Genomic DNA, 23,959 nt, shown 5'->3' with positions numbered 1-23,959 from the left:
CAACTGCGACCAGTCATCGGGGAACTGCGACCAGTCCCGGTGCAACTGCGAGCAGTCATGGCTCAGGCTCCGACGACCGCCGCGAGCTCGCCCAGCACGAACTCCCAGCCCTGCCGGTAGGACTCGGCGGGGGCGTCGTCGGCCCACGGGCCCGAGTGCCGCACCGTCACGCGGGTGCCGGCGTCGGTCGCGGTCAGGCGCACGTCGAACGCCTCGTCGGCGCTCGTGCCATCGGCGTCGGTCCACGTCCAGGTCGCCGCGAGGTGGTGGTCGGATGCGGTCAGCACCTCGCCCGTCAGCACGATGCCGGCGGCGGGCGCCGCGATGCGCAGCGCCCCGCCGGGGCGCACGTCGGCCTCGATCGTCGTGTCGGCCCAGTGCCGCCACCACCAGGTGCGCAGCCCCTCGGCTGACGCGAACGCCGCCCAGACGGCGTCGATCGGCGCCGCGACGTCGCGCCCCACCTCGAGCACGCCGTCGGCGATGCGCGTCCACGTCTCGTGCGCCGGCATCGCGAACGGCCGCGGCGCGAGCCCGGCGAGGTCGTCGCCCAGGCCGTCGAGGTGCGCCTCCCACCCGGCGCCGTAGTCGGGCACGGGCTGCGGCGCCACGAGCTCGTGCCGCAGCCGCAGCACCGAGCCGCCCTCGACGGCGTCGACCGTCACGCGCACGACCGAGTCGGGCTCGCCGGTCCAGCGCCACGCGATCGCGATCCCACGCTCCGGGTCGCACTCGAGCAGGCGGCAGTCGGCGCGGTCGCCGGGCTCGTCGCCGAGCCGCAGGCCGAACGCGCCCCCGACGGGCGGCCGCTCGCCCGACTCGATCGTGCCGAGCCAGCGCGCGAGGCGCTCGGGTTGCACGAGCGCATCCCACACCTCCGCCGGGGGCATCGCGAGGCGCCGCTCGACGTCGACGACGGGGCGATCGGGCGAGCCGGTGAGGGCGCGCACGACGCCGATGGTGGGGACGGTCATGCGGAGGCCTCCTCGGGCGCGGGGCTGGCGGATGCGGATGCGCGCGCATGCCTGCCGCGCGCGAGCTCGGTCTCGAGGGCGTCGAGGCGCTGCGGCCACAGCGCCGCGTAGCGTTCCACCCACGCGGTGACGTCGTCGAGCGCGCCGGGCACGAGCGAGTAGATGCGCTGCGTGCCGCGCGGCTCGACGGCGACGACCTCGGCCTCGCGCAGCGCGCGCAGCTGGTTCGAGACGGCGGGCTGCGAGATGCCGAACTCGGCCTGCACGACGGCGCCGAGCGACCCTGCGGGCTGCGCGCCGTCGGCGAGCACCTCGACGATGCGGCGCCGCACGGGATCGGCGAGGGTGGCGAAGGACTTCATGCACCATGAATATCACGCTGACGTGAATCATGGAAGACCTGTGGGAGCCAGACGCGCATGCCGCCTGCCGCATGTCCGTACCCCGTCGGCATCCGTGCAATCGATCCACCCTCGGACTCCGATACAAGGGGTGCAGGGTCGCAACCCGTGACCCGACCAGAGTCAGGAGAAGCGATGAAGGGCAAGATCGCGATCGGCAGCGCTGCCGTGCTCGCCATGTCCGTGCTGGGTGCCGCCCCGGCGCTCGCCGCCGAGGGCGATGCGACCGTCTCGGTGCTGCACGCCGTGCCGGGCATCACCGTCGACGTCTACGTGAACGGCGCCGAGACGGTGCCCGACCTCGAACCCGGCACCCTCACCGAGCCGATCATGCTCGCGCCGGGGGCGTACGACATCCAGGTCTTCGCCGACGGCGACGACCCCGCCACCGCGACGCCCGCCATCGAGGCGATGGACGTGCAGGTGCCCGCGAACGCCAACATCACGCTCGCCGCGCACCTCGACGTCGACGGCAACCCGACGCTCGGCGCCTTCGTGAACGACACGTCGCCCGTGCCCGCCGGCCAGGCGCGCCTCACGGTGCGTCACCTCGCCGCCGCACCCGCGGTCGACGTGCGCGCCGACGGCACCGTCGTCGTCGAGGGCATCGAGAACCCGAACGAGGCATCGCTCGTCACGGCGGCCGGGATGGTGTCGGCCGACGTCGTGCTCGCAGGCACCGAGGACGTCGTCATCGGCCCCGCCGACCTCACGCTCACCGAGGGCACGACGACGATCGTGACCGCGTGGGGCAGCGCCGAGGACGGCACGCTCGGCGTGGGCGTGCAGACCGTCGGCGCGAACGGCGCACCGACCGGCATGCCGTCGGGCCTCGGCGGCGCAGTCGGTGGCACGGCGCCCGGCATCGTGCTCGCGATCGCGGCGCTGCTCGGCGCCGCAGCCCTCGTGGTCTGGGGACGCACGCGAGTCGCCGAGGCGCGGGAGCGCTGATCCATCCGTGGCGCACGGCCGCCACGCCCGCCGCCCGGCTCCCGTCGCCCCCGACGGGAGCCGGGTGCGGCGTGCGCGCCCGAGCGTCGTGCGACATGCGCGCAGGAGGAGCCTGACGCGCACCGGTCGTCGCGTCGCCGCGATGCTCGCGGGCGCGGCGGTCGTGCTCGGCGTCGTCGGCGGCGTGTGGCTCGTGCGCAGCACGAGCGGCGTCGAGGCGACCGACGCCGGGTCGCCGCCGCCGAGCGCCGAGCCCAGTGCGTCCGAGCCCAGCGCGCCCGAGCCCACGCCGTCCGCATCCGCGTCGCCGTCGCCCGTCGCCCGCTCGGACTTCGACATCGCGCTGCAGCAGCCGGCGGTGCAGGATGCGCCCGTCGAGGTCGCGATCGCCGACGTGGGCCTCGACCTCGCCGTCGTGCCGGTCGGCGTGCGCGCCGACGGGCAGATGGAGATCCCGACGCTCGTCACCGAGGTCGGCTGGTACGAGTACGGGCCGGCGCCCGGAGCGCCCGCGGGCTCGGCGGTGCTGTCGGCGCACGTCGACTCCGAGCTGGGTCGCGCACCCATGGCGGCCCTGCTCGAGGTCGAGCCCGGGGCGCTCGTCGAGGTCACGACCGCGAGCGGCGCCGTGCTGACGTTCCGCGTCGACACGGTCGAGCAGCTCGGCAAGCAGCAGCTGCCGCTCGACGAGCTCTTCGCCCGCGACGGCCCGCCGCTGCTGCGGCTCGTGACGTGCGCGGGCGCCTGGGACCCCGCCGCCAGCGCCTACGAGGACAACCTCATCGTCACCGCCACCCCCGTGACCGCATGACCAGCACGGGACTACGGTGACCGCGTGACCGCGACGGAGGGGTTCGACGACGACGCGATCGCGCTCGCCTTCGCGACCGGTCCGAGCGACGTCGGCCTGCGGCTCGCGTACGACCGCTGGGGCGGCCTCGTGCTGGCCCTCGCGCTGCGGGTGATGGATCGGGCGGATGCGGAGGACGTCGTGCAGCAGACCTTCGTGTCGGCGTGGCGATCGCGCGAGCGGTACGACCCGGAGGCGGGCCCGCTCGGCGCGTGGATCGTGCGCATCGCGCGCCGCCGCATCGCCGACCACTTCCGCGTCGCCTCCGTGCTGCACGAGCGCGTCGTCGACCCGACCGTCGTGCTCGACCGGGCCGAGCGCCCGCATCCGGTCGACGTGCCCGACGCCGTCGCGGGCAGCATCCTGGTCGAGCAGACGCTCGCCGAGATGGACGAGCCGCAACGCACGATCGTGCGACTCGCCGTGATCGAGGACCTGCCGGCATCCGCGATCGCCGAGCGCCTCGAACTCCCGGTAGGCACCGTGAAGAGCCACCTGTCGCGCACGCTGCGACGACTGAGGGACCGATGGGAGGGAGCCCATGCCGCACATCTCGCATGACGACCTCGCCTGGCGCGCCGTCGAGGGCGCGCGCGTCACGGGCACGCTCGACGAGCACTTGCGCGACTGCGCGGCGTGCGCCGCCGAGCTGCAGGCGTTCGAGCGCACGGTGCAGCGCATCCGCGACGACGCCGTCGAGCCCGCTCCCCTGCCGCCAGGTCTGTGGGATCGCATCGCGGCGGAGCTGGATGCGGACGCGGAGGCCGACGCGCGCCCCGCCGGCGCGTCGTCGCTCGAGGCGGCCGCGAGCGCCGGGGAGCCGCCCCGCGTGCGCGCGCGGCGGCGCCGCCTGCCGCGCCGCGTCTCGCTGCGCACCCTCGTCGCAGCGTGCGTCGCGACGGCGATCGTCGTCGGCGGCGGCGTGGGCATCGGCACCTGGATCGCGCAGCGGCCGCCCGCCGAGACGGTCGTCGCGTCGATCGCCCTCGACCCGCTCGAGTCCGGCATCGGGCCGGCCTCCGCATCCATCGTCGAGCGCGACGGGCACCGCGTGCTCGTGATCGACGCGGATGCGCTGCCGCAGGCAGCCGGCGGCACGCTCGACGTGTGGCTCATCGACGCCGACGTCGAGGGCATGGTCAACGTCGGCACGCTCGATGCGGATCACGCCGAGTACGTGCTGCCCGACGACCTCGACCTCGACGCGTTCCCGATCGTCGACGTGTCGATCGAGCCGCTCGACGGCGACCCCACGCACAGCGGCGAGAGCGTCTGGCGCGGCTCGCTCGCCTGACCGGAAGGGCGGGCGTCAGTCGATGACGCCGCCGCTGTGCACGAGCCGCACCTCGACGCCGCCGGCGCCGCGGATCGCGGGGTTCGTGGCCGCGATCGCCAGCGCCGCCCGCTCGTCGTCGGCCTCGAGCACGTAGACGCCGGCCACGACGACCTCGGCGTCGACGAACGGCTCCTCGGTGACGCCGTCGGCGCGGATCGACCGCGCGAGCGCGCGCGGCGTGAACGCCCACGCCGCCGTCATCGCACCCGAGGCGGCGAGCTCGTCGCCGTGGCCGTTCGGCTCGGCGAGGTCGTCGTCGGTCGCGTCGAGCGCGTGCGCCGAGTCATCGGCGTAGATCAGCACGGCGTACTGCGGCACGGGTCCTCCAGGGCTCGGCGGATGCTCCGCTCCAGGGTGCGCCGAGGGCGGGCTCGGCGCAAGGCGCTGGCGGTGCCTTCCGCGGCTCGGCGACGGGCGAGGCCATGGGCTCGCCGTGGAGCCCGAGCAGGCTCGGAGCCTCGGCGGCCCACGCTCCCGCGGCGACGCCGACGCTCAGCGCAGCGGCACCCTGAGGCGCGCGCCAGGCGCGTCGAGCGGCGAGCCCTCGAGGATCGTCAGCCCCGCCGCGTCGATCGCGATCGTCGCGAGCGTCTGCCACGCGCGGCCGAGCGGCTGCTCGGGGCGGGCCACGCAGCAGATGTCTCCCAGCTCCTCGCCCGGCGCGGTGCGCAGCATCGGCACGAGGTCCATCGCCTTCGTGATCGGCGTCGACCGCGCCGCGATGCGACGGCGCAGCAGCGTGAGGCGATCGGGCGAGTCCGGATCGCCGCGGAACGTGCGCGAGCCCGCCGCGAGGCGCTCGGAGAGGAAGTGGTTCGACCGCGGCAGCCACAGGGCGTCGTGCAGGTCGACGATGGGCTCGACCACCTCGGGCCCGGCAGGGCTCAGCTCGATCGCCGTCGCCGTGCGGCCGCCGCCCTCGGTGGGGCCGACGATCGTCACGACGCTCGACGACGTCACAGCTGCCGACCGCGCGATCGCGAGCGCCGCCTCCACCGTCGTCGCCTCCGCGAGGATGCGGTGCAGCACCGAGTGGATGGGCACGCCGCCCGGGCGATCGTCGACGTGCGACAGGATCGCGAGCAGCACGCCCACGCCTGCGTCGTTCATGCCGACCTTCGCGCAGATGCCGTGCTCGGTCACGCCCGCGAAGCCCAGTGGCCCGCCGCGCATCTGCTGCGCGTGCCAGGCGTCGCCGAGCTCGCGATGCCAGTCCCACACCTGCGCCGCCGCGGCCGGCGACACGGTGGCGAGGATCGTGCACTCACGGCCCGGCTGCACGGATGCGTCGGGCCCGCCGCGTGCGACGAGCAGCTCGGTGCGGGCGGCGAGGGCGGCGGCGATCCACTCGGGCAGCTCGGCGCCGGCGGCGACGCCCAGCACCTCGTCGCGGCCGTCGGGCCACCAGGCACCGAGCGCGTCGAGCGAGGCGAGGGCGTGGCTGCGCACCTCGGCCTCCGACCAGCCGGCGATCGCGAACAGGTCGAGGTAGACGCGCCAGTGCGCGCGCACGACCGCGGCCACCTGTCGCCCGCGATCGACGCCGCGGTCGTGGGGCGTGGCGCCTGCGATCTCGAGGACGCGCATCAGGGGTGCGCCTCACCAGCTGGTCGAGGAGCGCGCGAGCCCCCGGGCGAGCACGCGTCACGAGACCACGCGACCGCCGCTCCTGCCCAGGCACGCTCATGGTCGCGTCGGGCGCGCACGTCGCGTGGTCTCGTGACGCGGAGGCGCTGCGCGCCTGCGCTCCTCGACCAGCTGCTGGGTGGTGACGACGTCGCCACTGCCGCTACCCGAACCGACGCACCGTCGCGGCGTCGAGGCCGCTCGGTGGGCCGGCGAACCAGTCGATCGCGCCCGCCTCGACGTCGAGGGATGCGGTGAGCAGCGTCTCCCACCGCTCGGCGAGGTCGGCGGCGGGCCGCACGCGCACGCACACCGGCGCGTCCGCACCCGCGGCGCCGCACATCCCCGCCGCCATCGAGACCGCATCCGTCGCGGCCATCGCGCCGTCGCGCTGGGCGAGCGCGTGCTCGAGCCGGGGGCCGGTCGTCGACGTGTCGCTCGTCGCCTCGCCCTCGGCGAGGCCCGCGTCGAGGAAGTGGTTCGTGTGCGCGAGGTACGCGTCGGTCGGCTCGACCACCGCGATCTGCGCGGGAGCGAGCTCGATGCACGCCGCCCGAGCGGGACCGGCCGCAGAGGATGCCTCCACCACCGTCAGCACCGTCGACGCCCCGACGACGGCATCCCGCGCGAGCGCGATCGCCTCGTCGAGCGTCGACGCCTCGTCGAGGATGCGGCGCGCGACGACGTGCACCGGCACACCCACGGCCGTGCGATCGGAGACGTGATGGAGGATGTTGAAGTGCACGCCGAGGCCGCGGCCGGATGCCGTGCGGGCGACGCCGATCTTGCCGACCATGCCGGTCTCGGTGAAGGTGCGCACGACGCGATCCTCGAGCGGCACCTCCAGCAGCACGCCCGTGGGCGCGAGCTCGCCGTGCCAGTCCCACGTCTGCATCGTCATGGGGCGGCGGTCGTCGTGCAGCGCGACGATCGTCGAGCACTCGAGCGCCTTCGCCGTGGGCGCGTGGGCGAGGATCTCGGTGCGCGACGTGAGCAGGTACAGGTCGGCGAGCGGCACGTCGGCGCCGTGCGCGACGCCGTCGAGCTCGGCGGCGACGGAAGGCGCCCACGCACGCACGGCGTCGATCGATCCCTCGACCACCGGCGCGATCACGCCCGCGGGCACCCCCATGACCTCGTACGCGTCCCGGTACAGCGTGATCGTCTCGCGGATGGGCTCGGCGAACGCCGACCCGTAGGCGACGCCGCGCGAGACGGGGTCGGTGGCGGGCAGGCGCAGCTCGGCGACCTTCATCGGGGATCCTCTCCGTCGACGCGCGTCGACAGCGGTGGCAGGTGGCCTCGGCGCACGTGCTCGGCGGGCAGGGCGTCCATGAGCCCGGCGAGGTCGGCGTGCGGGCAGCCGGCGATGGCACCGGCGCCCGCGAACGACCCCTCGCCGGCGAACTCGTCGCGTACGCGGCCGCGGATGTCGGCGGGCTTGTCCTGGCTGAGCTTGAACACGGCCTGCTCGCCGGTGATCTCGATCGCGAACGCCGTGACGCCCGTGATGATGTCGCGGAACACGTCCATCGAGCCCGCCATGTCCCACGTCGGCCCGCCGGCCTCGCCGCGCTGGCCCTCGAGCTGCGCGACGGTCTGCACGACGACGTCGAGCGCCTCGTCGTCGTCCATGAGCCGCACGGTGCCGGTGAGGTGCACGGCGGCGTAGTCGACGGTCGGCACCGCGCCGGGCGTGCCGTACAGCGACGGCGACACGTACCCGTGGGTCGACGTGTGGATGAGCAGCACCTCGGGATGCCTGCGCATGGCCCGCCAGTGCCGGTTCGCGCGGCCCATGTGCGACCACAGCGTCTGGCCCACGAGCGTGTCGACGGATGCGGGGTCGAGCGTGGGCGGCAGCACGACCGGCAGGTGCGTCGCGATGGGCGCGCCCGTCTGCGACGTCACCGCGAGCGCGAACGGCGTGCGCGTCACGAGGTCGACGAGCGCACGCCCGTCGGGCGCGTGGTACGCGGGGAAGGTGTGCACGTCAGCGCACGCTCTCGATCACGGCATCCCACATGACCTCCGACGCGATCGCGCCGAACGACGCGACCGACGGGCCGAGGCCCTGCCTCGGGTCGTAGGCGGGCAGGTCGACCTCGTCGGTCGTGAGCAGGAAGAGCGTGTCGCCGTCGAGCGCCGTGTGGAACGGCTGGATGCCGCGATGCATCGACGAGTGGATCTGCGTGGCCAGCTGGCGCAGGTCGATCTCCTCGAGCCGCGCGTTCGTGACGACGACCGACAACGTGGTGTTGCCGCGCTGGATGCCGTCGGCACCCGGAACGCCACCGTCGGCGAACGCGGCGGCGCCATCGATCGACGGGTGCCGGCGCGTGCCGTCCTCCTGCACGTTGCCGCGCAGCACCGAGCCGTCGCGGTCCATGACGGCACCGACGGCGTTCACGACGGTGAGGGCGAGGATCTTGAGATCGCCGACCTGCCGGAACGCGGCGCCCTGGCCCGCCCACTCCGTGGCGGTCGGCCGCATCTTGCCGCACGAGCCGCCGACGCCAGCGCCCACGCGACCGACCTCGACGACGCCCTCGCGGGCGCGGTCGAACGCCGCGCGGCCGAGGGCGTTGTCGGGCGTGATGGCGTTGTCGCGCACGGCGAAGTCGTAGATGACGGCGCCCGACACCACGGCGAGGTCGCCGAAGCCCGTGCGGCGTCCGCCGCGCTCGAGCAGCGCATCCGTCACGCCCGACGCGGCGGCGGTGCCGTGCACCGAGCCGCCGGCGAGGCAGATGGCGTGGTTGAAGGGGTAGCGGCCCGTGATGCCCACCGCGCCGCCGCGGTCGTCGATCGCCGTGCGCGCGCCGCCCTCGACCTCGATGACGGTGACGCCCGTCGGGCCCTCGTCGTACTGCGCCGTGCCGATGCGCACGCGGGGGAAGTCGAACGTCACCTCGGCGCGGCCCTTGCCGGGCACGGGCGTGAGGTCGACGTCGTCGTTCGTCGTGAGGCCCGCGAACGTCGAGCGCGTCGTGCGTCGCGGCTCGGCATCCCACTCGGTCTGCGGCGCGAACGTGGGCTGGGTCGACGTGGTGGTCATCGCTCCTCCAGGAGGGCTCGGGAGTACGGGTGCGTGAAGCCTGCTACGACGTCGGCGGCGCCGGCGTCCTCGACGACCTCGCCGCCGCGCATCACGACGACGCGGTCGGCGAGGTAGCGCACGACGGCCATGTCGTGGGAGATGAAGAGCGCGCCGAAGCCGTGCTCGGCCTGCAGCCGCTGGATGAGCTGCAGGATCTGCGCCTGCACCGACACGTCGAGGGCGCTGACGGCCTCGTCGAAGACGATGAAGCGCGGGCTCGTGATGAGGGCGCGGGCGATGGCGACGCGCTGCCGCTGGCCGCCGGAGAGCTCGTGCGGATGCCGTGCGCCGAGCTCGGGCGCGAGGGCCACCTGCTCGAGCATCTCGCCGACGCGGGCGCGCACGGCGGCGCGGTCGCGCGTGCGCACCTGCAGCGGCTCGGCGATCGACGCCGCGACGCTCATGCGCGGGTTCAGCGCCCACATGGGGTGCTGCAGCACGGCCTGCATCTCGCCCGCGACGCGGCGGCGGCGCAGCGGCTGCCCGTCGAAGCGCACGGCACCCGTCGTGGGCGCGCGCAGGCCGAGGGCGACGGATGCGGCGGTCGACTTGCCCGAGCCGGACTCGCCGACGAGGCCCACCGTCTGGCCCTGGTCGACCGAGAACGAGACCTCGCGCATCGCGTGCACCGCGCGGGCGCCGGTGCCGAAGCGCACCGAGACGGCGTCGAGCTCCACGAGGGTCATGCGCGGGCCTCCTCGTCGGCGGATGCGGGTGCGGGTGCTGCGGGAGCGGGCGCCGACGGCGCAGGTGCCGACGCGACCGGCGCGGCCGCATCCCCACCCTGCGCCGCGAGCAGCTCGGTGTAGGTGCGCACGGGCACGTCGCGCTGCAGCCGCGACGGCATCGCCGCGATGAGCGACCGCGTGTACGGATGCTCGGGCCGCTGCAGCACGACGTCGGGCGGGCCCACCTCCACGACCTTGCCGCGGTACATCACGGCGACGCGGCGGCACCAGCGGGCGACGGCCTCGAGGTCGTGGCTGAGCCAGATCACCGTCGCGCCGGTCTGCTCGGCGGCCTCGAAGATGAGGCGCAGCACCTCGCGGCGCACGTTGGCGTCGAGCGCGGCGGTGGGCTCGTCGGCGACGAGGATGCGCGGCCTGCGGGCCATCGCGATCGCGATGGCGACGCGCTGCGCCATGCCGCCCGACAGCTCGTGCGGGTAGCGCCGCAGCACGTCGGCGGGGTCGGCGATGCGCACCTCGTCGAGCATCTGCGCGAGCGCCGCCTTCGACGCGTCGCCGCCGAGCGCGCGCACGACGAGGGCGAGCTGCCTGCCGACGCGCTGCGTGGGGTCGAGCGTCGCGATGGGGTCCTGCGGGATGAAGCCGAGGGAGTCGCGGCGCAGCGCGCGCAGCCCCTGCCGGTCGAGCGCGCCCACGTCGACGCCGTCGACGCGCACCGAGCCGCTCGCGAAGCGTCCGTTCGCCGGCAGCAGCGCGCCGATGGCGGTGCCGAGCGTCGACTTGCCCGAGCCCGACTCGCCCACGATCGTGAGCGCCTCGCCCGCATCCGCCGACAGCGTGGCACCGTCGAGCGCGCGCACGGTGCCGCGCGACGTCTGGAACTCGACGACGAGGTCGTCGATCTCGATGAGGGCGCTCATGTGAGGTCCACCGCCTGTCGGGGCTCGAGGCGGTCGCGCAGGCTGTCGCCCACGAGCGTGACGGCGAGGATCGCGAGCACCATGGCGCCGCCCGAGGAGACGAGGATCCACGGCGCCGTGAGCAGGTAGAGGTTGCCCTCGCTCGCGAGCAGGCCGAGCGACGACGCCGGCAGCTGCACGCCGTAGCCGAGGAACGACAGGCCGCCCTCGACGAGGATCGCGACCGACAGCGCGTAGGTGGCCTGGATGACGACGGTGCCAGACACGTTCGTGAGCAGGTGCCGTGCCATGATGACGGGCGCCGGGACGCCCGAGATGCGGGCCGACGTCACGAAGTCGCGCCGGGCGACCTGCGCGGCCGCGGCGGCGACCTGCCTGGTCATGAGCGGCACGGTGATGAGCACGATCGCCGCGAGCGACGCCGTGATGCCGGCGCCGAACGCCGCGGCGACGAGCAGCGCGAGCAGGATCGACGGGAAGGCGTAGAGCACGTCGCCGATGCGCATGACGACCTCGCGCACCCAGCCGCCGAGGTAGGCGGCGAGGATGCCGAGCGCCGTCGCGATCACCGCGGTGCAGACGACGGCGACGGCCGAGAGCAGGAACGTCGTGCCGATGCCCTCGAGCAGGCGCGCGAGCAGCGAGCGGCCGAGGGAGTCGGTGCCGAGCGGATGCGCGAGGCTCGGCGCCTCGAAGCGGCCGCCGACCGTCGTCGTGCCGTCGTCCAACCCCGGCACGACGCGGCCCGCGAGCGACGCGACCACGAGCAGCGCCAGCACGACGAGGGCCGCGGTGAGCACCGCATCCTTCGTGCGCAGCGCCTGCAGGCGACCGGGTGCGGCCGCGAGGCCCGCGGCGACGCCGGTCATGCCTTCGCCCCGATCGTCGAGACGCGCGGGTCGACGAGGCTCGACACGAGCTCGACGAGCACGCTCGTCGCCACGAACACGACGGCGGCGAGCATGACGCCCGCCTGTACGACGGCGTAGTCGCGGCGGTCCATCGCGAGCAGCAGGTACGAGCCGACGCCCGGCACGTTGAAGAGCCCCTCCACGATCACGGCGCCTCCCAGCAGGTAGGCGAGCAGCGTCGCGGCGAGCGTGAGGATGGGGATGGTCGCGTTGCGCAGCACGTGGTGCCGCACGATCGACCCCGGCGTCTCGCCGCGCGCCACCGCGGCTTGCACGTACGGCTCCACGAGCACGCCCAGCACGGCATCCCTCGTCGTGCGGGCCGTGGCGGCGGCGCAGAACACCGACAGCACGAGCGCCGGCAGCAGCGAGGAGAGCAGCCCCTGGCCGACGTCCTCGGCGACGGGCGTGAACGCCCCGATCGTGATGCCGAGCGGCACCGACGAGAACAGCAGCACCACGAGCGCGCCGAGCACGAACTCGGGGATCGAGATGCCGAGGCCGCCGACGACGCGGCTCACGACCGCACCGCCGCGACGGCGAGCGCGCAGCGCCTGCAGCACCCCCACCGGGATGCCGATCGCGAGCGCGATCACGAGGGCCATGAGCGCGATGGTCGCCGTCACCGGCAGTCGCATCGCGAGCTCGTCGAGCACCGGCTGCCGCGACACGATCGACGTGCCCAGGTCACCCGTGAGCACCTTGCCCATCCAGATGCCGAACTGGCTCACGAGGTCGCGGTCGAGGCCGAGCGCGGCCACGAGCGCCGCGCGCTGCTCGTCGGTCGCGAGCGGTCCGAGCAGCACGCGCTCGGCCTGCCCGGGCACGACCCGCACCGCGGCGAAGACGAGCAGCGCGATGCCGAGCAGCGTCACGAGGCCCGTGAGGACCCGGCCGCCCACCCATCGCGCTGCTCGCATCGTCAGCCTCCGATCGTGCGGAAGTCGGCGATGAGGCGCAGGAAGTCGCCGTAGCCCTCGTCGGCCAGGATCGACGGCGACAGCTGGTCGCTCGCGAACCCGATCACCTGCGGGCGCGTGGCGAGCGGCAGCATCTCGGCGTACTCGTCGGCGAGGTCGCACACCGTCTGCAGCGCCTCGGCGCGCTCGGCGCCCGGCTCCAGCTGCTGCGCGGCGACGATGGCCTCCGAGAGGTCGTCGTGCGACTGCGTGAAGCCGACGTTGAAGAACGCCGTCTCGGGGTTCCACCAGCTCGTCACGATCGACGCGTCGCCGTAGCCCGCGAACCAGCTGAGCGCGATGTCGAAGTCGCCGGGCTGCGACACGTACACGCGCTCGCCGAACGTGCCGTCGTCGACCGACTCGAGCTCGATCTCGGCACCGGCCGCCTCGAGCTGCTGCTGCATGAGCTGCGCGATCGCCGCGAGCGCCGGGTCGGAGTTGTAGATGAGGATGCTGGCCTCGACGCCTGCGAGCGCATCCGCATCCACCTCGGCGGATGCGGACGGCACGGAGTCGGGCGTGCACGCGTCGGGCAGGTTCGCCGGCGTGACGGCCGTCGGCTCGGCGGCGCCGGCGAGGGCCACGTCGACGAGCGCCTGGCGGTCGATGAGCGCGTTGACCGTCTGGCGCACCTCGGGGTCCGCGAACGGCGAGTCGGGGTTCACCGAGTTGAGCATCGCGTAGAAGAAGTCGCTCTGCGTCTGGCTCACGGCCGTGACGTTCGACGCCGACTGCAGCAGCTGCAGCGCGTCGGGGTTCGAGAAGTTCGCGAGCTGCGTCGACCCGTCGCGCAGGCCGGCGAGACGCGTCTGCTCGTCGCCCGCGATCACGAGCTCGAGCGTGTCGATGCCGAGCGCATCCGCATCCCACCAGCCGGGGTTCGCGTCGAACGTCCACGACTCGTCCTGCCGGTGCTCGGCGACCGTGAAGGCGCCGGTGCCGAGCATCTCGGTCACGGGGTCGAACGTGCCGGCCGTCAGCTCCTCCATGGGCAGGATCGCCGCGGGCGTGTTCGCGAGCGCGGCGAGGAAGGGCGTGTACGGCGTCTCGAGCGTCACGGTGACCTGCTGCGCGTCGCCGCTCGTGTCCTCGATCGACGCGACGGGGCCGAGCTGGCCCGACCACACGGAGCCGGAGTCGACGAGGCGCTGCAGCGAGCCGACGACGTCGGCGGCCGTCACGGCGCGGCCGTTCGAGAACGTCGCGTCGGGCTGGATGGTGAAGACGTAGGTCGTGGCGTCGGGCTGCTCCCACTCGGAGGCGAGCTCGGGCTGGATCTCGAAGCCGGGGCCGACCGTCACGAGCGACTCGTACACGAGCCCCATGATCGACCACGAGCGGGCGACCTCGGCGTAGGCAGGGTCGAGGCCCTGCGCCTCGGCGGTGTCGTAGTCGACCTGCACCTGCAGGCTGCCGCCCGCGCTGTCGATCGAGTCGTCGGCGAAGGCGACGTAGCCGTCGGGCACGTCGGCCTGGGACGCGGTCGGCGTCGAGCCGCCCGAGCATCCTGCGAGCGCGAGCGCCGCGATGGCGGCGGCCGCGACGGCTGCGGTGGAGGTGGTGCGCACGGGAGCCTCCCGGTCGGTGGGGCCGACGCGAAGGCGGGGTGCTGGATGCCTCGTGCCGGATGCCGGATCGTTCCGGCATTGCCGGGAATCTACGCTCGGGGTCCGCCGCGGTCAAGCGTCGGACGCACATCCGGCCCGTTTCGTCACGCACTCGTAACACCGCATGACGGATCGATCCGGCCCCAGCGATTCCGGGGGACGCGCCTGTGGTAGACACGGGGCATGCCCGCCCGAGCCAGCCGCGCCGCGACGATCGTCGACGTCGCCCGCGCCGCCGGCGTCTCGCGCACCACGGCATCCGACGCCCTGCGCGGCCACGGGCGCGTCTCGCAGGAGACGCGCGTCGCCGTCGAGGCCGCCGCCGCGACGCTCGGCTACCGGCCGAACTCGGCAGCGCGCTCGCTGCGCGCCGCGACCACCGGCACGCTCGGCATCCACCTGCCCGAGGCGATGACGCGCATCGAGTACTACCTGCAGACCGTCTACGGGGCGCTCGAGCAGGCCGCGGCCGACGAGGTCGACGTCACGCTCATCACGTCGCGGCGCCTCGCGGGCGGCCAGGCCCCGCCTGCCGTCGACGGCGTCATCCTGCTCGACCCGCTCGCCGACGACCCCGTCGCCGAGCGCCTCCTCGCCCTCGACCAGCCGATCGTGACGCTCGAGGGCTCCCCTGCCTCGCGCTCGGTGGGCGTCGTCTCCGCCGACCACGAGGCCGCGGTGCGCGAGCTGCTCGACCACCTCGCCGATCGCGGCGCCACGATGCCGGCACTGCTCGCCTCCCCCGCCGTCACCGACTGGGGCGGGCGCGTGCAGGCCGCCTACCGCGCGTGGTGCGACGAGCGCGGCGTCGAGCCGGCGATGGTCGAGCGTCCCTTCGGCTCGGAGTCGGGCGCGTACGCGGCCGCCGCGCGCGAGCTGCTCGTCGCTCGGCCCGAGGTCGACGCCTTCCTCTGCGGCCCCGACGGCTCGGCGATCGTCGTCGTCGACGTGCTGCAGGACCTCGGCCGCGAGGTCGGCGACGACGTGCTCGTGGCCGCGCTCGTCGACAACCCCGCGTACGTCTACACCGACCCGCCCGTCACGGCGATCGACCTCACGCCGCGCGCCGCGGGGGCGGCATGCATCCGCCTGCTGCTCGACATCGTGCGCGGCGACGCCGCCGGCGACGCCGAGGTGCCGCTGCCGATCGCGGTGCGCTACCGCGCGAGCACGCTCGGCGCGGCCGGCTGACCCTCGCGCTCCGCACGAGATGGGCGGGAGCGACCCCGCGAGGGCGCATTCCAGCCGAGCCCCCGCTCACGCGCATCTCGTGCGCGGCCCAGCTCGACCGCGACCCGGCGCGTCGGACGCGGCCTCCGCGGTCGCGACAGGTCAAGATGAACCTCGACCGTCGAGACTCGACGTCACGTCGAAGGAGGCCCCATGTCCGCGCCCTCGAACACCGCGCCAGGCTGGTACCCGAACGCCGGTGACGCGGGCACGAGGTACTGGGATGGTCGACGCTGGTCCGGCGACACGCGACCCCCGAGGAAGACCTTCGCCGCCCAAGCCGCGCACAAGGGATGGGGCATCGGGCTGACGATCTTCGGCGGAGCCGCCGTGCTCAGCTCGTTCACGGGCGCTGCCTCCTCGCAGTCCGCCTCGCCGCTGACCACCGCCGTCGTCGGCATCGCCCTCCTCGCCTTCGGCGTCTACCTCCTGCGCGGCGCCGGACCCACCACGAAGAGCGTCGAGACGCGCCTCGCGGCAGAGCGGGTGGACGCTCGACTCGCGTCCGAGGCCGAGCATCAGCGCGCGATGGCCGCGGCGCAGAACCCCGGCGTGCACCACTCGACGACGATCAACGTCCACAGCAGCGAGGCGGAGGCCGCGCAGATCGCGGCGATCTCGAACCCCGAGACCGCGACCGCGCTGCAGAACCTCCAGAAGCTGCTGTACTCGCGAGCCATCACGGACCAGGAGTTCCAGGACGCCAAGGACCGCCTCCTCGGCAAGCGCGACCCCGGGTCCGCCTAGCCCGACGCGTCAGCCCTCGAGCGGCTCCAGCGACACGAGTCGCGCCGACCACGGGCAGAAGTACGGGCTCGTCACGGTCTCGTCCTCGACGAACGAGGGGATGCCGTCGCACACCTCGGTCGTCTGGAACGCGAACTCGAACGTCGCCGGGTCGATGTGCCACGACCAGGGCTCGTTGACGCTCGGGTCGTCGCGCACGACGATGCCGTTCGGGATCGTGGAGCCCGACGTGCCCGCGAGCACCGCCTCGGCCTGCTCGACGAGCTCGGGCGTCGCGAGCTCGACGCGGAACGACTCGTCGCCCACGTCGAACGTCGCGACGACGGGCGGCTCGAGCTCGTCGGGGGCGTCGGATGGTTCGACGGTCGGACCATCCGACGGCCCCGCCGACGGATCCGCCGACGGCACCGGCGCGCCGGAGGGATCGGGCCCGAGCGCACCGGGCGTGCACGCGCAGACCCCGAGGATCAGCGGCAGGACGAGGATTCCGAGGGCTCGGCGCATGCGGCGATCGTTCCACGATCCGACACCTGTCGTACAGGCTCTGCTCGACGCTCGGTCAGGATGGAGACATGACGCCCGAATCGTCGCGCCGCGCCACCCGAGCCGACGTCGCGCGCCTCGCCGGCGTGAGCCCCGCCGTCGTGAGCTTCACGCTCAACGGCTCGCGCCCCGTCGCGCCCGAGACCGCCGAGCGCGTGCGCGCCGCGATCGCCGAGCTCGGCTACACGCCGAACGCCGCTGCGCGTGCGCTCACGACGGGCCGCAGCACGATGCTCGGGCTCGTGGTGCACGACATCACGAACCCGTACTACTCGAGCATCGCCGCGACGGTGCAGGAGGAGGCCGACGCGCGCGGCCTCGGCGTCATCGTCATGAGCACGCTCGGAGACTCGTCTCGCACGCTGCCGCTCATGCGCGCGCTCGACGACCGCCACGTGCGCGGCATCATCGTGACGACGGCGCTGCTCGGCGACGACGAGCAGGAGGCGGGCCGCCTGCAGGCGCGCGTCGTGCAGCTGTCCGCCGGCGCGGGCGTGCCGGGCGCCGCCGTCGTGCGCGCCGACATGCGCAGCGGCGCCGACGCGGCGATGCGGCACCTCGTCGACCTCGGCCACGCCCGCATCGCCTACCTGGGCGGGCGCGACGGCTTCCACGCGCGCCTCGGCGCGTGGGAGGCGTCGCATCGCGAGCGCGGCGTCGAGCCCGGTCCGTGCGAGCTCGTGCCCTTCTCGCGCACGGCGGGCGACGAGGGCATGCGTCGCATCCTCGCTCTCGAGGTGCCGACGGCGGTGCTGTGCGCCTCCGACATGATCGCGGTCGGCGCGATGCGGGCGCTGCGGGATGCGGGCCTGCGCGTGCCCGAGGACGTGTCGGTCGTCGGGTTCGACGACACCTACGAGGCGCGCTTCGCGGCGCCGGCGCTCACGACGGTGCACCTGCCGATCGAGGAGATGGCGAGGCTGGCCGTCGCGGCCCTCGACGACGACGCCCCCGCGATCGGCGACGGCGCACCGCGGCATCCCACGCACCTCGTGGTGCGCGACTCGACCGCGGCCCCGCGAGCGCTCGCGTGCTGCTCGGGGATGCGCGTGCCGGCGTCGGCGTCGCGGGGCTGACGCGCGAGCGCGCCGCGCGAAGCCATCTCCCGACGCGACCCGCGTCGAACGACGACGGAGGCCGGCGCGGCACGCGCTAGCCTGCCCGATGGTCTTCGTGGCCGAGCAGGACGGGATGGTGCAGGTGGTCGCCGAGCGAGCGCGCGCGACGCGGTGGTGGGGCATCCCGCTGCCCGCGCTGCCCCGCGCGAGCGCCCGCGTGGAGCGCATCGCCGTCGCAGCACTCGCAGCCGTCGCGTTCGGCGTCGTCTTCGCCGTCGCGGTGTGGACCGAGCACGGCCGTCTCGCCGAAGGCGCCGTGCTCGACGCGTCGACGTTCGCGACCGACTCGTCGCTGCTGGGCGTCGTCGGCGTCACGAGCCTCGCCGCCGCCTGCGCTGGCCTCGTGGTCGTCGGCCTCGTGCGGCGCCGCGGCGACCTCGCGATCGTCGCCGTCGGCATCGTCGCCGCCAGCACCGGCGTCGGCCAGCTGCTCAAGCACCTCGTGCTCTCCCGCCCGACGCTCCTGGCCGAGCAGGGCAACTCGTTCCCGAGCGGCCACATGATCGCGTTCGCGGGCGTCGCCGCCGGGCTGCTCGTCGTGCTGCCGGCCGCGCTGCGCCTCGTGGCCGCGCCCGTCGCATCCGTCGTGCTGTCGCTCGTCGCCGTGCGGCTCGTGCACGACGGCTGGCATCGGCCGAGCGACGTCGTCGGCTCGCTGCTGCTCGTCGTGTGCCTCACCGCGGTCGGCACGCTGTGGCGGCCGCCGGCGCCGCCCATGCGACGCGCGCCGCATCGCATCGTCGAGCTCGCGCTCGTCGGCGGCGCGATCGTCGCCGGGCTCGTCGCCGGCATCGCGGCGATGCTCGCGTCGGGCGACGCCACGGGTCAGCGGCTGCTGCTCGCCGCCTCCGCAGGGCTCGTCGCCGCCGTGCTCGTGGCGGTCGCGACGCTGTCGTGGCTGCTGCGCCGGCCCCGCGCCGTCGACCCTGGCGCCCGGCACCTCCGCTGACAGCGTTGAGGTTATCGGCCCGATGTGAGGTCACATCGGGCCGAGACCCTCAACTCGTCAGCTGCCGTCGTCGTGCGCGAAGGTCGGCAGCGACGCCGTGATGAGCGTGCCGTCGGCGCGGCGGAAGCCCTCGAGGTCGTCGGTCGACGGGGCGTCCTCGTCGACGAGCGGCCCCTGGCCGTCGAGCTCGACCGTCACGGGCGAGCCGGCGCGCGCGTGCACGCGCTCACCGCGCACCCAGACGACCGCATCCGACCCGTCCTCGACCGTCACGGTCAGCGCATCCTGCTGCACGCGCACGCGGATGCGGGTGCCGCGCAGCGTCATGCGGAACGTCACGCCATCCCAGCCCTCTGGCAGGCGCGGGTCGAACGAGATCTCGCCGTCGTGGTCGCGCATGCCGCCGAAGCCGGCCGCGTACGCGAGCCAGATGCCGCCCGTCGACGCCACGTGCACGCCGTCGGGGGTGTTGCCGTGCAGATTCGCCAGGTCGACGTACAGCGCGTCGAGGTGGTACTCGAGCGCGAGCTCGCGGTAGCCGACCTCGGCGGCGATGATCGACTGCACGACGGCCGACAGCGTCGAGTCGCCCGTCGTCAGCGCGTCGTAGTACTCGAAGTCGCGGCGCTTCTCCTCGGGCGTGAAGTGCTGCCCCTGCAGCAGCAGCGCCAGCACGACATCGGCCTGCTTCAGCACCTGGAAGCGGTAGATCACCAGCGGGTGGAAGTGCAGCAGCAGCGGGCGGTGCTCGGCCGGGGTGTTCGCCAGGTCCCACACCTCGCGCTCGAGGAACTGCGCATCCTGCGGGTGCACGCGCAGCTCGTCGTCGAACGGGATGTGCATGCCGTCGGCGACGCGGATCCACTCCGCGACCTCCTGCGGCGTCACGCCGACGCGCGAGACCATGCGCTCGTGCGCCGCCGGGTCCTCCTCGCGCAGCCGCTCGACCGCGCGGGCCGCCGCGCGCAGGTTCGCCCGTGCCATGACGTTCGTGTACAGGTTGTCGTTCACGACGGTCGTGTACTCGTCGGGGCCCGTGACGCCATGGATGTGGAACACGGGGCTGCCGTTCGTGCGCCAGAACCCGAGGTCCTCCCACATGCGGGCCGTCTCGACGAGGATGTCGATCGCGCCGCGCGCGAGCAGCTCGGCGTCGCCCGTGGCCTCGACGTACTGCATGAGCGCATGCACGATGTCGGCATCGATGTGGTACTGCGCCGTCGACGCCGCGTAGTAGGCGCTCGACTCCTGGCCGTTGATCGTGCGCCACGGGTACAGGGCGCCGAGCTGGTTCATCTCGGCCGCGCGATCGCGGGCTGCGTCGAGCATGCCCTCGCGGAAGCGCAGCGCGTTGCGGGCGACGCCGGGCGAGGTGTACGTGAGGAAGGGCATCACGTACACCTCGGTGTCCCAGAAGTAGTGGCCGCCGTAGCCCGATCCCGAGACGCCCTTCGCGGCGATGCCGCCGCCGTCGGTGCGGGCGGATGCCTGCGCGAGCGCGAAGAGGTTCCAGCGCACCGCCTGCTGCACGGCCGCCTGGCCCTCGACCTCGACGTCGGAGCGGGCCCAGAACTCGTCGAGCCACTCGCGCTGGGCCGTCTTGACGGCATCCACGCCGAGGCGCTTCGCGCGGTCGAGCGTGCGCTTCGTGCGGTCGACGAGCTCGCGCACGGGCACGTGCCGGGCCGTGTGGTAGCTCGCCCACTTCGTGAGGCGGATGCGGTTGCCCGCCTTCGCCTCGATGCGGAAGACGTGCTTCGCGAGGTCCTCCTCGACGTGGCTGACGCACGAGACCTCGTCGACGGACTCGATGGCGTGCTCGATGCCCACGGCGATCGTCATGCCCGAGTTGACGGCGCGGTAGCCGAGGATCGCCCGGGGCTCGCGGTCGTGCTGCGCCTTCGGCTCGAGCACGCGGCCCTCGACGATCTCCGCCTTGCGGGGGTCGAACCCCTCCTGCTCGGGCTTCGCGTGCAGGTCGTCGCGCAGGTCCTGCCGGTTCATGAGCTGGCTGGAGATGATGATCGACGCGTCGTCGAGCGGCGTCACCTCGTACTCGAGCAGCGCGAGGTGTCGCTCGGTGAACGACACGAGCCGCGAGGTGCGGATGTGGATGCGCTTGCCGCTGGGCATGCGCCACTCGCACTCGCGCTCGAGCACGCCGCGCTGGAAGTCGAGACGACGCGAGTACGCCGTGAGGTCGGCGTCGGCGAGCACGAACGGCTCGTCGTCGACGTAGAGGCGGATGATCTTCGCGTCGGGCGCGTCGATGATCGTCTGGCCGACGCGTGCGAAGCCGAACGCCTCCTCGGCGTGCCGGATGGGCCACGTCTCGTGGAAGCCGTTCACGTACGTGCCGAACACGTGGCCGTGGCGCGCCTCGTCGACGTTGCCGCGCAGGCCGAGGTAGCCGTTGCCGACGGCGAAGAGCGTCTCGGCAGTGCCCTGGCCTCGGGCGTCGAGCTCGGTCTCGACGAGCGCCCACTCGTCGATGGGGAACCGCTGCCGGTCGAGCGGGTCAGCTGCGTCGCGCCTCATGCGGCACCTCCGGGGAGCGAGTCGATGAGCTCGGCGAGGTCGTCGACCACGAGGTCGGCGCCGTGCGCGAGCAGGGAGTCCGCGCCTGCGCCGCGGTCGACGCCGACCGTGAGCAGGAAGCCGCCCGCGTGGCCGGCGGCGACGCCCGAGTGGGCGTCCTCCACGACGACGCAGTCGGCGGGGGTCAGGCCGAGCAGCTGGGCGCCTTCGACGTAGGTGGCGGGCGACGGCTTGCCCGCGAGGCCGTGCGCGGCGGCGTGGATGCCGTCGACGACGACCTCGAAGCGGTCGCGGAGCCCGGCGGCGGCGAGCACGCGCTGGCCGTTGCGGCTGCTCGTGACGACGGCGACGGCGAGGCCGGCGGCCTCGGCGGCGTCGAGGAACGCGAGCGAGCCCGGGTACGGCTGCACGCCGTGCTCGTCGATCTCGGCGTTGAACGCCACGTCCTTGCGGTTGCCGAGCCCGTGCACCGTGTCGGCGTCGGCGCTGTCGCTCGGCGCACCCTCTGGCAGCTCGATGCCGCGGGCGGCGAGCATGCTGCGCACGCCGTCGTAGCGGGGCTTGCCGTCGATGTGGGCGAAGTAGTCGTCGTCGGTGTACGGCTGCTTGTCGTGCGCCTCGAGCACCGGGCCGAAGAGCCTCGCCCACGCGCGCATGTGCACCTCGGCCGTCGGCGTGAGCACGCCGTCGAGGTCGAACAGGATGGCGCGTGCGTCAGCGAGCGCGCTCGCGTCGCGGGAGCCGTGGATCATGCGTGCTGCGACCTCTCGGAGCCGGTGTCGTTCCTTGCATGGCGACCCGGTTCTTCCCCTGCCGCGCTCGCGAGCGACGCTACCGCAGCGCCCGCGCGCCCCGCATCCTGGCGCCATCTGTGCATGCGTCGCGCGCCACCCTCGCGGATTGCCGCCGCACCCCACCGATGGGTCACTTCCTGCCGCTGAGTGGTCACGTCCGTGCGAAGAGGGGTCACCTGCTGCCGCGACACGCCGCGCAACGTGGCAACACGTGACCCCTCCTCCTGGCGAGAGGCCGCTTCGACGTCACGCGGGCTGCGTCACCAGCCGCCGGTTCGCGAACTCCAGCACGGCGTCGGGGCCGAGCTCGCGGCCGAAGCCCGAGCGCTTCACGCCGCCGAACGGCAGCTCGGGGCGCGAGACGCCGAACGCGCCGATCGACACCATGCCCGCCTCGAGCCGCTCGGCGACCCACTCCGCACGCGCGGGGTCGGCGTCGTCGAACACGTTCGCGCCCAGCCCGAACGGCGAGTCGTTCGCCACGCGCACGGCCTCCTCGGCATCCGCCACCGGCACGACCATCGCGACGGGGCCGAACAGCTCCTCGTGCCACACGCGCATCGCGGGCGTGACGCCCGTGAGGATGCCGGGCTCGACGAACGCGCCGGCGCCCGGGATGCGGATGCCGCCGGTCACGAGCGTCGCGCCCTCGGCGACCGCCGAGGCGACCTGCGTCACGAGGTCGGCGGCCGCGGCCTCGCTCGACATGGGGCCGAGGTCGACGCCGTCGTCGAGCGGCGAGCCGATGCGCAGCGCGCGCATGCCTGCGGCGAGGCGCTCGACGAACGCGTCGTGCAGCGACTCGTGCACGATGAACCGCTTCGCCGAGGTGCACGCCTGCCCGCAGTTGCGCGTGCGGGCCGCGATCGCCGTCTCGACGAGGGCGTCGAGGTCGTGCGTCGACAGCACGATGAACGGGTCGGACCCGCCGAGCTCGAGCACGCAGCGCGTGAGCGAGCGACCCGCGACCTCCGCCACGGCAGCACCGGCCCGCTCCGAGCCGGTGAGCGAGACGCCCTGGATGCGCGGGTCGGCGATCATCGTCGCGATCTGCGCGTTCGACGCGAGCACCGTCTGGTACGCGCCGGCGGGCAGGCCCGACGCATCCGCCATCGCCTGCATCGCGAGCGCCGCCCCCGTGCACGAGCCCGCGTGCTTGATGATGACGGGGTTGCCGAGCAGCAGGTTCGGCGCCGCGAGGCGGGCCACCTGGTAGTACGGGAAGTTCCACGGCATGACGCCGACGATCGGGCCCGTGGGGCGCAGCTCGACGCGGGCGGCGCGGCCGCGCCAGTCGGTGTGCAGGTCGCGGTCGGCGAGCAGCTCGGGGCGGTCGGCGTACCAGTCCCAGATCGACGCGACGAGCCGCACCTCGCCGATGCCCTGCGGCAGCGGCTTGCCCATCTCGCGCGCGATCGTCGTCGCGAGCTCGACCTCCTGGTCGCGGAACGCGGCGGCGATCGACCGCATGGCGGCGATGCGCTCGTCGAGCGGGGGCATGGATGCGTGGCGCTCGGCCGCCGCTGCGACGGCAGCCTCGATCTCGGCCTCGGTGGCCTCGGCGTGGTCGGCGAGCACCTCGCCGGTGGCGGGGTCGACGGATCGGTAGGCCATGCTCGCGCTCCTCTCGCGCCGCGGTCGTGGGCGGCGCCGTGCCTGGCACGATACCCGGGCATTGCCTGGTGACGGAACGATCCGGCATGCTGGGCTTCC

The 23,959-nt window shown here is 74.0% G+C and carries 24 protein-coding genes; 8 read left to right on the top strand and 16 right to left on the bottom strand.

Annotated elements, in window-relative coordinates:
• Positions 1-62: 62 nt before the first annotated feature.
• Together BLQ67_RS08350 and BLQ67_RS08345 are read right to left on the bottom strand one after the other, a co-directional pair.
• Positions 63-974: an SRPBCC family protein gene (locus BLQ67_RS08350; protein WP_092504151.1), complete on the bottom strand. Its 912-nt coding sequence runs from the start codon at positions 972-974 to the stop codon at positions 63-65.
• Positions 971-1,336 carry an ArsR/SmtB family transcription factor gene (locus BLQ67_RS08345; RefSeq protein WP_092504149.1) on the bottom strand — a complete coding sequence of 122 codons (366 nt, stop codon included), beginning with the start codon at positions 1,334-1,336 and terminating at the stop codon, positions 971-973. Before BLQ67_RS08345 ends, BLQ67_RS08350 begins: the two co-directional genes overlap by 4 nt.
• A gap of 174 nt (positions 1,337-1,510) precedes the next feature.
• Here BLQ67_RS08345 and BLQ67_RS08340 point away from each other — a divergent pair, with 174 nt between their 5' ends.
• The 4 genes from BLQ67_RS08340 (at position 1,511) to BLQ67_RS08325 (ending at position 4,470) form a co-directional block, all read left to right on the top strand.
• Complete coding sequence (locus BLQ67_RS08340; RefSeq protein WP_092504147.1) at positions 1,511-2,326, top strand: DUF4397 domain-containing protein; 816 nt, start codon at positions 1,511-1,513, stop codon at positions 2,324-2,326.
• A gap of 142 nt (positions 2,327-2,468) precedes the next feature.
• Positions 2,469-3,137 (top strand): class F sortase, encoded by a 669-nt coding sequence (locus BLQ67_RS08335; protein WP_092504145.1) that lies wholly within the window; start codon positions 2,469-2,471, stop codon positions 3,135-3,137.
• 24 nt (positions 3,138-3,161) lie between these two features.
• Positions 3,162-3,737: an RNA polymerase sigma factor gene (locus BLQ67_RS08330; protein ID WP_092504143.1), complete on the top strand. Its 576-nt coding sequence runs from the start codon at positions 3,162-3,164 to the stop codon at positions 3,735-3,737.
• Positions 3,718-4,470, top strand: a complete 753-nt coding sequence (locus BLQ67_RS08325; protein ID WP_092504141.1) for an anti-sigma factor — start codon at positions 3,718-3,720, stop codon at positions 4,468-4,470. Before BLQ67_RS08330 ends, BLQ67_RS08325 begins: the two co-directional genes overlap by 20 nt.
• Positions 4,471-4,485: 15 nt before the next feature.
• Here BLQ67_RS08325 and BLQ67_RS08320 read toward each other — a convergent pair whose 3' ends face one another.
• From BLQ67_RS08320 to BLQ67_RS08275, 10 genes are all read right to left on the bottom strand, one after another.
• Complete coding sequence (locus BLQ67_RS08320; protein WP_092504139.1) at positions 4,486-4,830, bottom strand: YciI family protein; 345 nt, start codon at positions 4,828-4,830, stop codon at positions 4,486-4,488.
• Positions 4,831-5,004: 174 nt separating this feature from the next.
• Positions 5,005-6,099: a C45 family autoproteolytic acyltransferase/hydolase gene (locus tag BLQ67_RS08315; RefSeq protein ID WP_092504137.1), complete on the bottom strand. Its 1,095-nt coding sequence runs from the start codon at positions 6,097-6,099 to the stop codon at positions 5,005-5,007.
• A gap of 202 nt (positions 6,100-6,301) precedes the next feature.
• Positions 6,302-7,393 (bottom strand): C45 family autoproteolytic acyltransferase/hydolase, encoded by a 1,092-nt coding sequence (locus BLQ67_RS08310; protein WP_092504135.1) that lies wholly within the window; start codon positions 7,391-7,393, stop codon positions 6,302-6,304.
• Complete coding sequence (locus tag BLQ67_RS08305; protein ID WP_092504133.1) at positions 7,390-8,130, bottom strand: FMN-binding negative transcriptional regulator; 741 nt, start codon at positions 8,128-8,130, stop codon at positions 7,390-7,392. Before BLQ67_RS08305 ends, BLQ67_RS08310 begins: the two co-directional genes overlap by 4 nt.
• Position 8,131: 1 nt before the next feature.
• The gene (locus BLQ67_RS08300; protein ID WP_092504131.1) at positions 8,132-9,196 is read right to left on the bottom strand and encodes a P1 family peptidase; all 1,065 of its coding nucleotides are present in this window, start codon (positions 9,194-9,196) and stop codon (positions 8,132-8,134) included.
• Positions 9,193-9,924 carry an ABC transporter ATP-binding protein gene (locus BLQ67_RS08295; RefSeq protein WP_092504129.1) on the bottom strand — a complete coding sequence of 244 codons (732 nt, stop codon included), beginning with the start codon at positions 9,922-9,924 and terminating at the stop codon, positions 9,193-9,195. Before BLQ67_RS08295 ends, BLQ67_RS08300 begins: the two co-directional genes overlap by 4 nt.
• Positions 9,921-10,847: an ABC transporter ATP-binding protein gene (locus tag BLQ67_RS08290; RefSeq protein WP_092504127.1), complete on the bottom strand. Its 927-nt coding sequence runs from the start codon at positions 10,845-10,847 to the stop codon at positions 9,921-9,923. Before BLQ67_RS08290 ends, BLQ67_RS08295 begins: the two co-directional genes overlap by 4 nt.
• Positions 10,844-11,716, bottom strand: a complete 873-nt coding sequence (locus BLQ67_RS08285; RefSeq protein ID WP_092504125.1) for an ABC transporter permease — start codon at positions 11,714-11,716, stop codon at positions 10,844-10,846. Before BLQ67_RS08285 ends, BLQ67_RS08290 begins: the two co-directional genes overlap by 4 nt.
• Positions 11,713-12,660 carry an ABC transporter permease gene (locus BLQ67_RS08280; protein ID WP_231944998.1) on the bottom strand — a complete coding sequence of 316 codons (948 nt, stop codon included), beginning with the start codon at positions 12,658-12,660 and terminating at the stop codon, positions 11,713-11,715. The genes BLQ67_RS08285 and BLQ67_RS08280 overlap by 4 nt, the downstream gene beginning before the upstream one ends.
• A 20-nt stretch (positions 12,661-12,680) precedes the next feature.
• Positions 12,681-14,288, bottom strand: coding sequence for an ABC transporter substrate-binding protein (locus tag BLQ67_RS08275; protein WP_092504121.1), 1,608 nt, complete (start codon positions 14,286-14,288; stop codon positions 12,681-12,683).
• A 222-nt stretch (positions 14,289-14,510) separates the two neighbouring features.
• On the opposite strand from BLQ67_RS08275, the gene BLQ67_RS08270 reads away from it, so the two are divergent.
• On the top strand, positions 14,511-15,518 hold the full coding sequence (locus tag BLQ67_RS08270; protein ID WP_092504119.1) for a LacI family DNA-binding transcriptional regulator: 1,008 nt from the start codon (positions 14,511-14,513) through the stop codon (positions 15,516-15,518).
• Positions 15,519-15,710: 192 nt separating this feature from the next.
• Positions 15,711-16,304, top strand: a complete 594-nt coding sequence (locus tag BLQ67_RS08265; protein ID WP_092504117.1) for a DUF2510 domain-containing protein — start codon at positions 15,711-15,713, stop codon at positions 16,302-16,304.
• A 9-nt stretch (positions 16,305-16,313) separates the two neighbouring features.
• On the opposite strand, the gene BLQ67_RS16595 is transcribed toward BLQ67_RS08265, so the two are convergent.
• Positions 16,314-16,808 (bottom strand): BP74-related protein, encoded by a 495-nt coding sequence (locus BLQ67_RS16595; RefSeq protein ID WP_172802278.1) that lies wholly within the window; start codon positions 16,806-16,808, stop codon positions 16,314-16,316.
• Positions 16,809-16,876: 68 nt separating this feature from the next.
• Here BLQ67_RS16595 and BLQ67_RS08255 point away from each other — a divergent pair, with 68 nt between their 5' ends.
• Together BLQ67_RS08255 and BLQ67_RS08250 are read left to right on the top strand one after the other, a co-directional pair.
• A complete protein-coding gene (locus tag BLQ67_RS08255) occupies positions 16,877-17,923 on the top strand; it encodes a LacI family DNA-binding transcriptional regulator (protein WP_172802277.1) in 1,047 nt (348 codons plus the stop codon).
• A gap of 88 nt (positions 17,924-18,011) precedes the next feature.
• Positions 18,012-18,914, top strand: coding sequence for a phosphatase PAP2 family protein (locus BLQ67_RS08250; RefSeq protein WP_092504111.1), 903 nt, complete (start codon positions 18,012-18,014; stop codon positions 18,912-18,914).
• 57 nt (positions 18,915-18,971) lie between these two features.
• Here BLQ67_RS08250 and BLQ67_RS08245 read toward each other — a convergent pair whose 3' ends face one another.
• From BLQ67_RS08245 to BLQ67_RS08235, 3 genes are all read right to left on the bottom strand, one after another.
• The gene (locus BLQ67_RS08245; protein ID WP_092504109.1) at positions 18,972-21,452 is read right to left on the bottom strand and encodes a glycoside hydrolase family 65 protein; all 2,481 of its coding nucleotides are present in this window, start codon (positions 21,450-21,452) and stop codon (positions 18,972-18,974) included.
• Positions 21,449-22,204, bottom strand: coding sequence for an HAD family hydrolase (locus tag BLQ67_RS08240; protein ID WP_092504107.1), 756 nt, complete (start codon positions 22,202-22,204; stop codon positions 21,449-21,451). The genes BLQ67_RS08245 and BLQ67_RS08240 overlap by 4 nt, the downstream gene beginning before the upstream one ends.
• Positions 22,205-22,492: 288 nt before the next feature.
• Positions 22,493-23,860 carry an aldehyde dehydrogenase family protein gene (locus tag BLQ67_RS08235; RefSeq protein ID WP_092504105.1) on the bottom strand — a complete coding sequence of 456 codons (1,368 nt, stop codon included), beginning with the start codon at positions 23,858-23,860 and terminating at the stop codon, positions 22,493-22,495.
• Positions 23,861-23,959 lie beyond the last annotated feature (99 nt).

Source organism: Agrococcus jejuensis, assembly GCF_900099705.1.
GTDB classification, from domain to species: domain Bacteria; phylum Actinomycetota; class Actinomycetes; order Actinomycetales; family Microbacteriaceae; genus Agrococcus; species Agrococcus jejuensis.
Note: the sequence above shows the minus strand (reverse complement) of the source record. Positions and strands in the feature narration are given on the sequence as shown.

Bases quoted from the DNA above. Each gene is read 5' to 3' on its own strand.
- BLQ67_RS08350 (WP_092504151.1), bottom strand. From the start codon at position 974: ATGACCGTCCCCACCATCGGCGTCGTGCGCGCCCTCACCGGCTCGCCC.
- BLQ67_RS08235 (WP_092504105.1), bottom strand. From the start codon at position 23,860: ATGGCCTACCGATCCGTCGACCCCGCCACCGGCGAGGTGCTCGCCGAC.
- BLQ67_RS08245 (WP_092504109.1), bottom strand. From the start codon at position 21,452: ATGAGGCGCGACGCAGCTGACCCGCTCGACCGGCAGCGGTTCCCCATC.
- BLQ67_RS08335 (WP_092504145.1), top strand. From the start codon at position 2,469: ATGCTCGCGGGCGCGGCGGTCGTGCTCGGCGTCGTCGGCGGCGTGTGG.
- BLQ67_RS08285 (WP_092504125.1), bottom strand. From the start codon at position 11,716: ATGACCGGCGTCGCCGCGGGCCTCGCGGCCGCACCCGGTCGCCTGCAG.
- BLQ67_RS08340 (WP_092504147.1), top strand. From the start codon at position 1,511: ATGAAGGGCAAGATCGCGATCGGCAGCGCTGCCGTGCTCGCCATGTCC.
- BLQ67_RS08315 (WP_092504137.1), bottom strand. From the start codon at position 6,099: ATGCGCGTCCTCGAGATCGCAGGCGCCACGCCCCACGACCGCGGCGTC.
- BLQ67_RS08240 (WP_092504107.1), bottom strand. From the start codon at position 22,204: ATGATCCACGGCTCCCGCGACGCGAGCGCGCTCGCTGACGCACGCGCC.
- BLQ67_RS16595 (WP_172802278.1), bottom strand. From the start codon at position 16,808: ATGCGCCGAGCCCTCGGAATCCTCGTCCTGCCGCTGATCCTCGGGGTC.
- BLQ67_RS08300 (WP_092504131.1), bottom strand. From the start codon at position 9,196: ATGACCACCACGTCGACCCAGCCCACGTTCGCGCCGCAGACCGAGTGG.
- BLQ67_RS08290 (WP_092504127.1), bottom strand. From the start codon at position 10,847: ATGAGCGCCCTCATCGAGATCGACGACCTCGTCGTCGAGTTCCAGACG.
- BLQ67_RS08270 (WP_092504119.1), top strand. From the start codon at position 14,511: ATGCCCGCCCGAGCCAGCCGCGCCGCGACGATCGTCGACGTCGCCCGC.
- BLQ67_RS08265 (WP_092504117.1), top strand. From the start codon at position 15,711: ATGTCCGCGCCCTCGAACACCGCGCCAGGCTGGTACCCGAACGCCGGT.
- BLQ67_RS08345 (WP_092504149.1), bottom strand. From the start codon at position 1,336: ATGAAGTCCTTCGCCACCCTCGCCGATCCCGTGCGGCGCCGCATCGTC.
- BLQ67_RS08295 (WP_092504129.1), bottom strand. From the start codon at position 9,924: ATGACCCTCGTGGAGCTCGACGCCGTCTCGGTGCGCTTCGGCACCGGC.
- BLQ67_RS08325 (WP_092504141.1), top strand. From the start codon at position 3,718: ATGCCGCACATCTCGCATGACGACCTCGCCTGGCGCGCCGTCGAGGGC.
- BLQ67_RS08255 (WP_172802277.1), top strand. From the start codon at position 16,877: ATGACGCCCGAATCGTCGCGCCGCGCCACCCGAGCCGACGTCGCGCGC.
- BLQ67_RS08250 (WP_092504111.1), top strand. From the start codon at position 18,012: ATGGTCTTCGTGGCCGAGCAGGACGGGATGGTGCAGGTGGTCGCCGAG.
- BLQ67_RS08310 (WP_092504135.1), bottom strand. From the start codon at position 7,393: ATGAAGGTCGCCGAGCTGCGCCTGCCCGCCACCGACCCCGTCTCGCGC.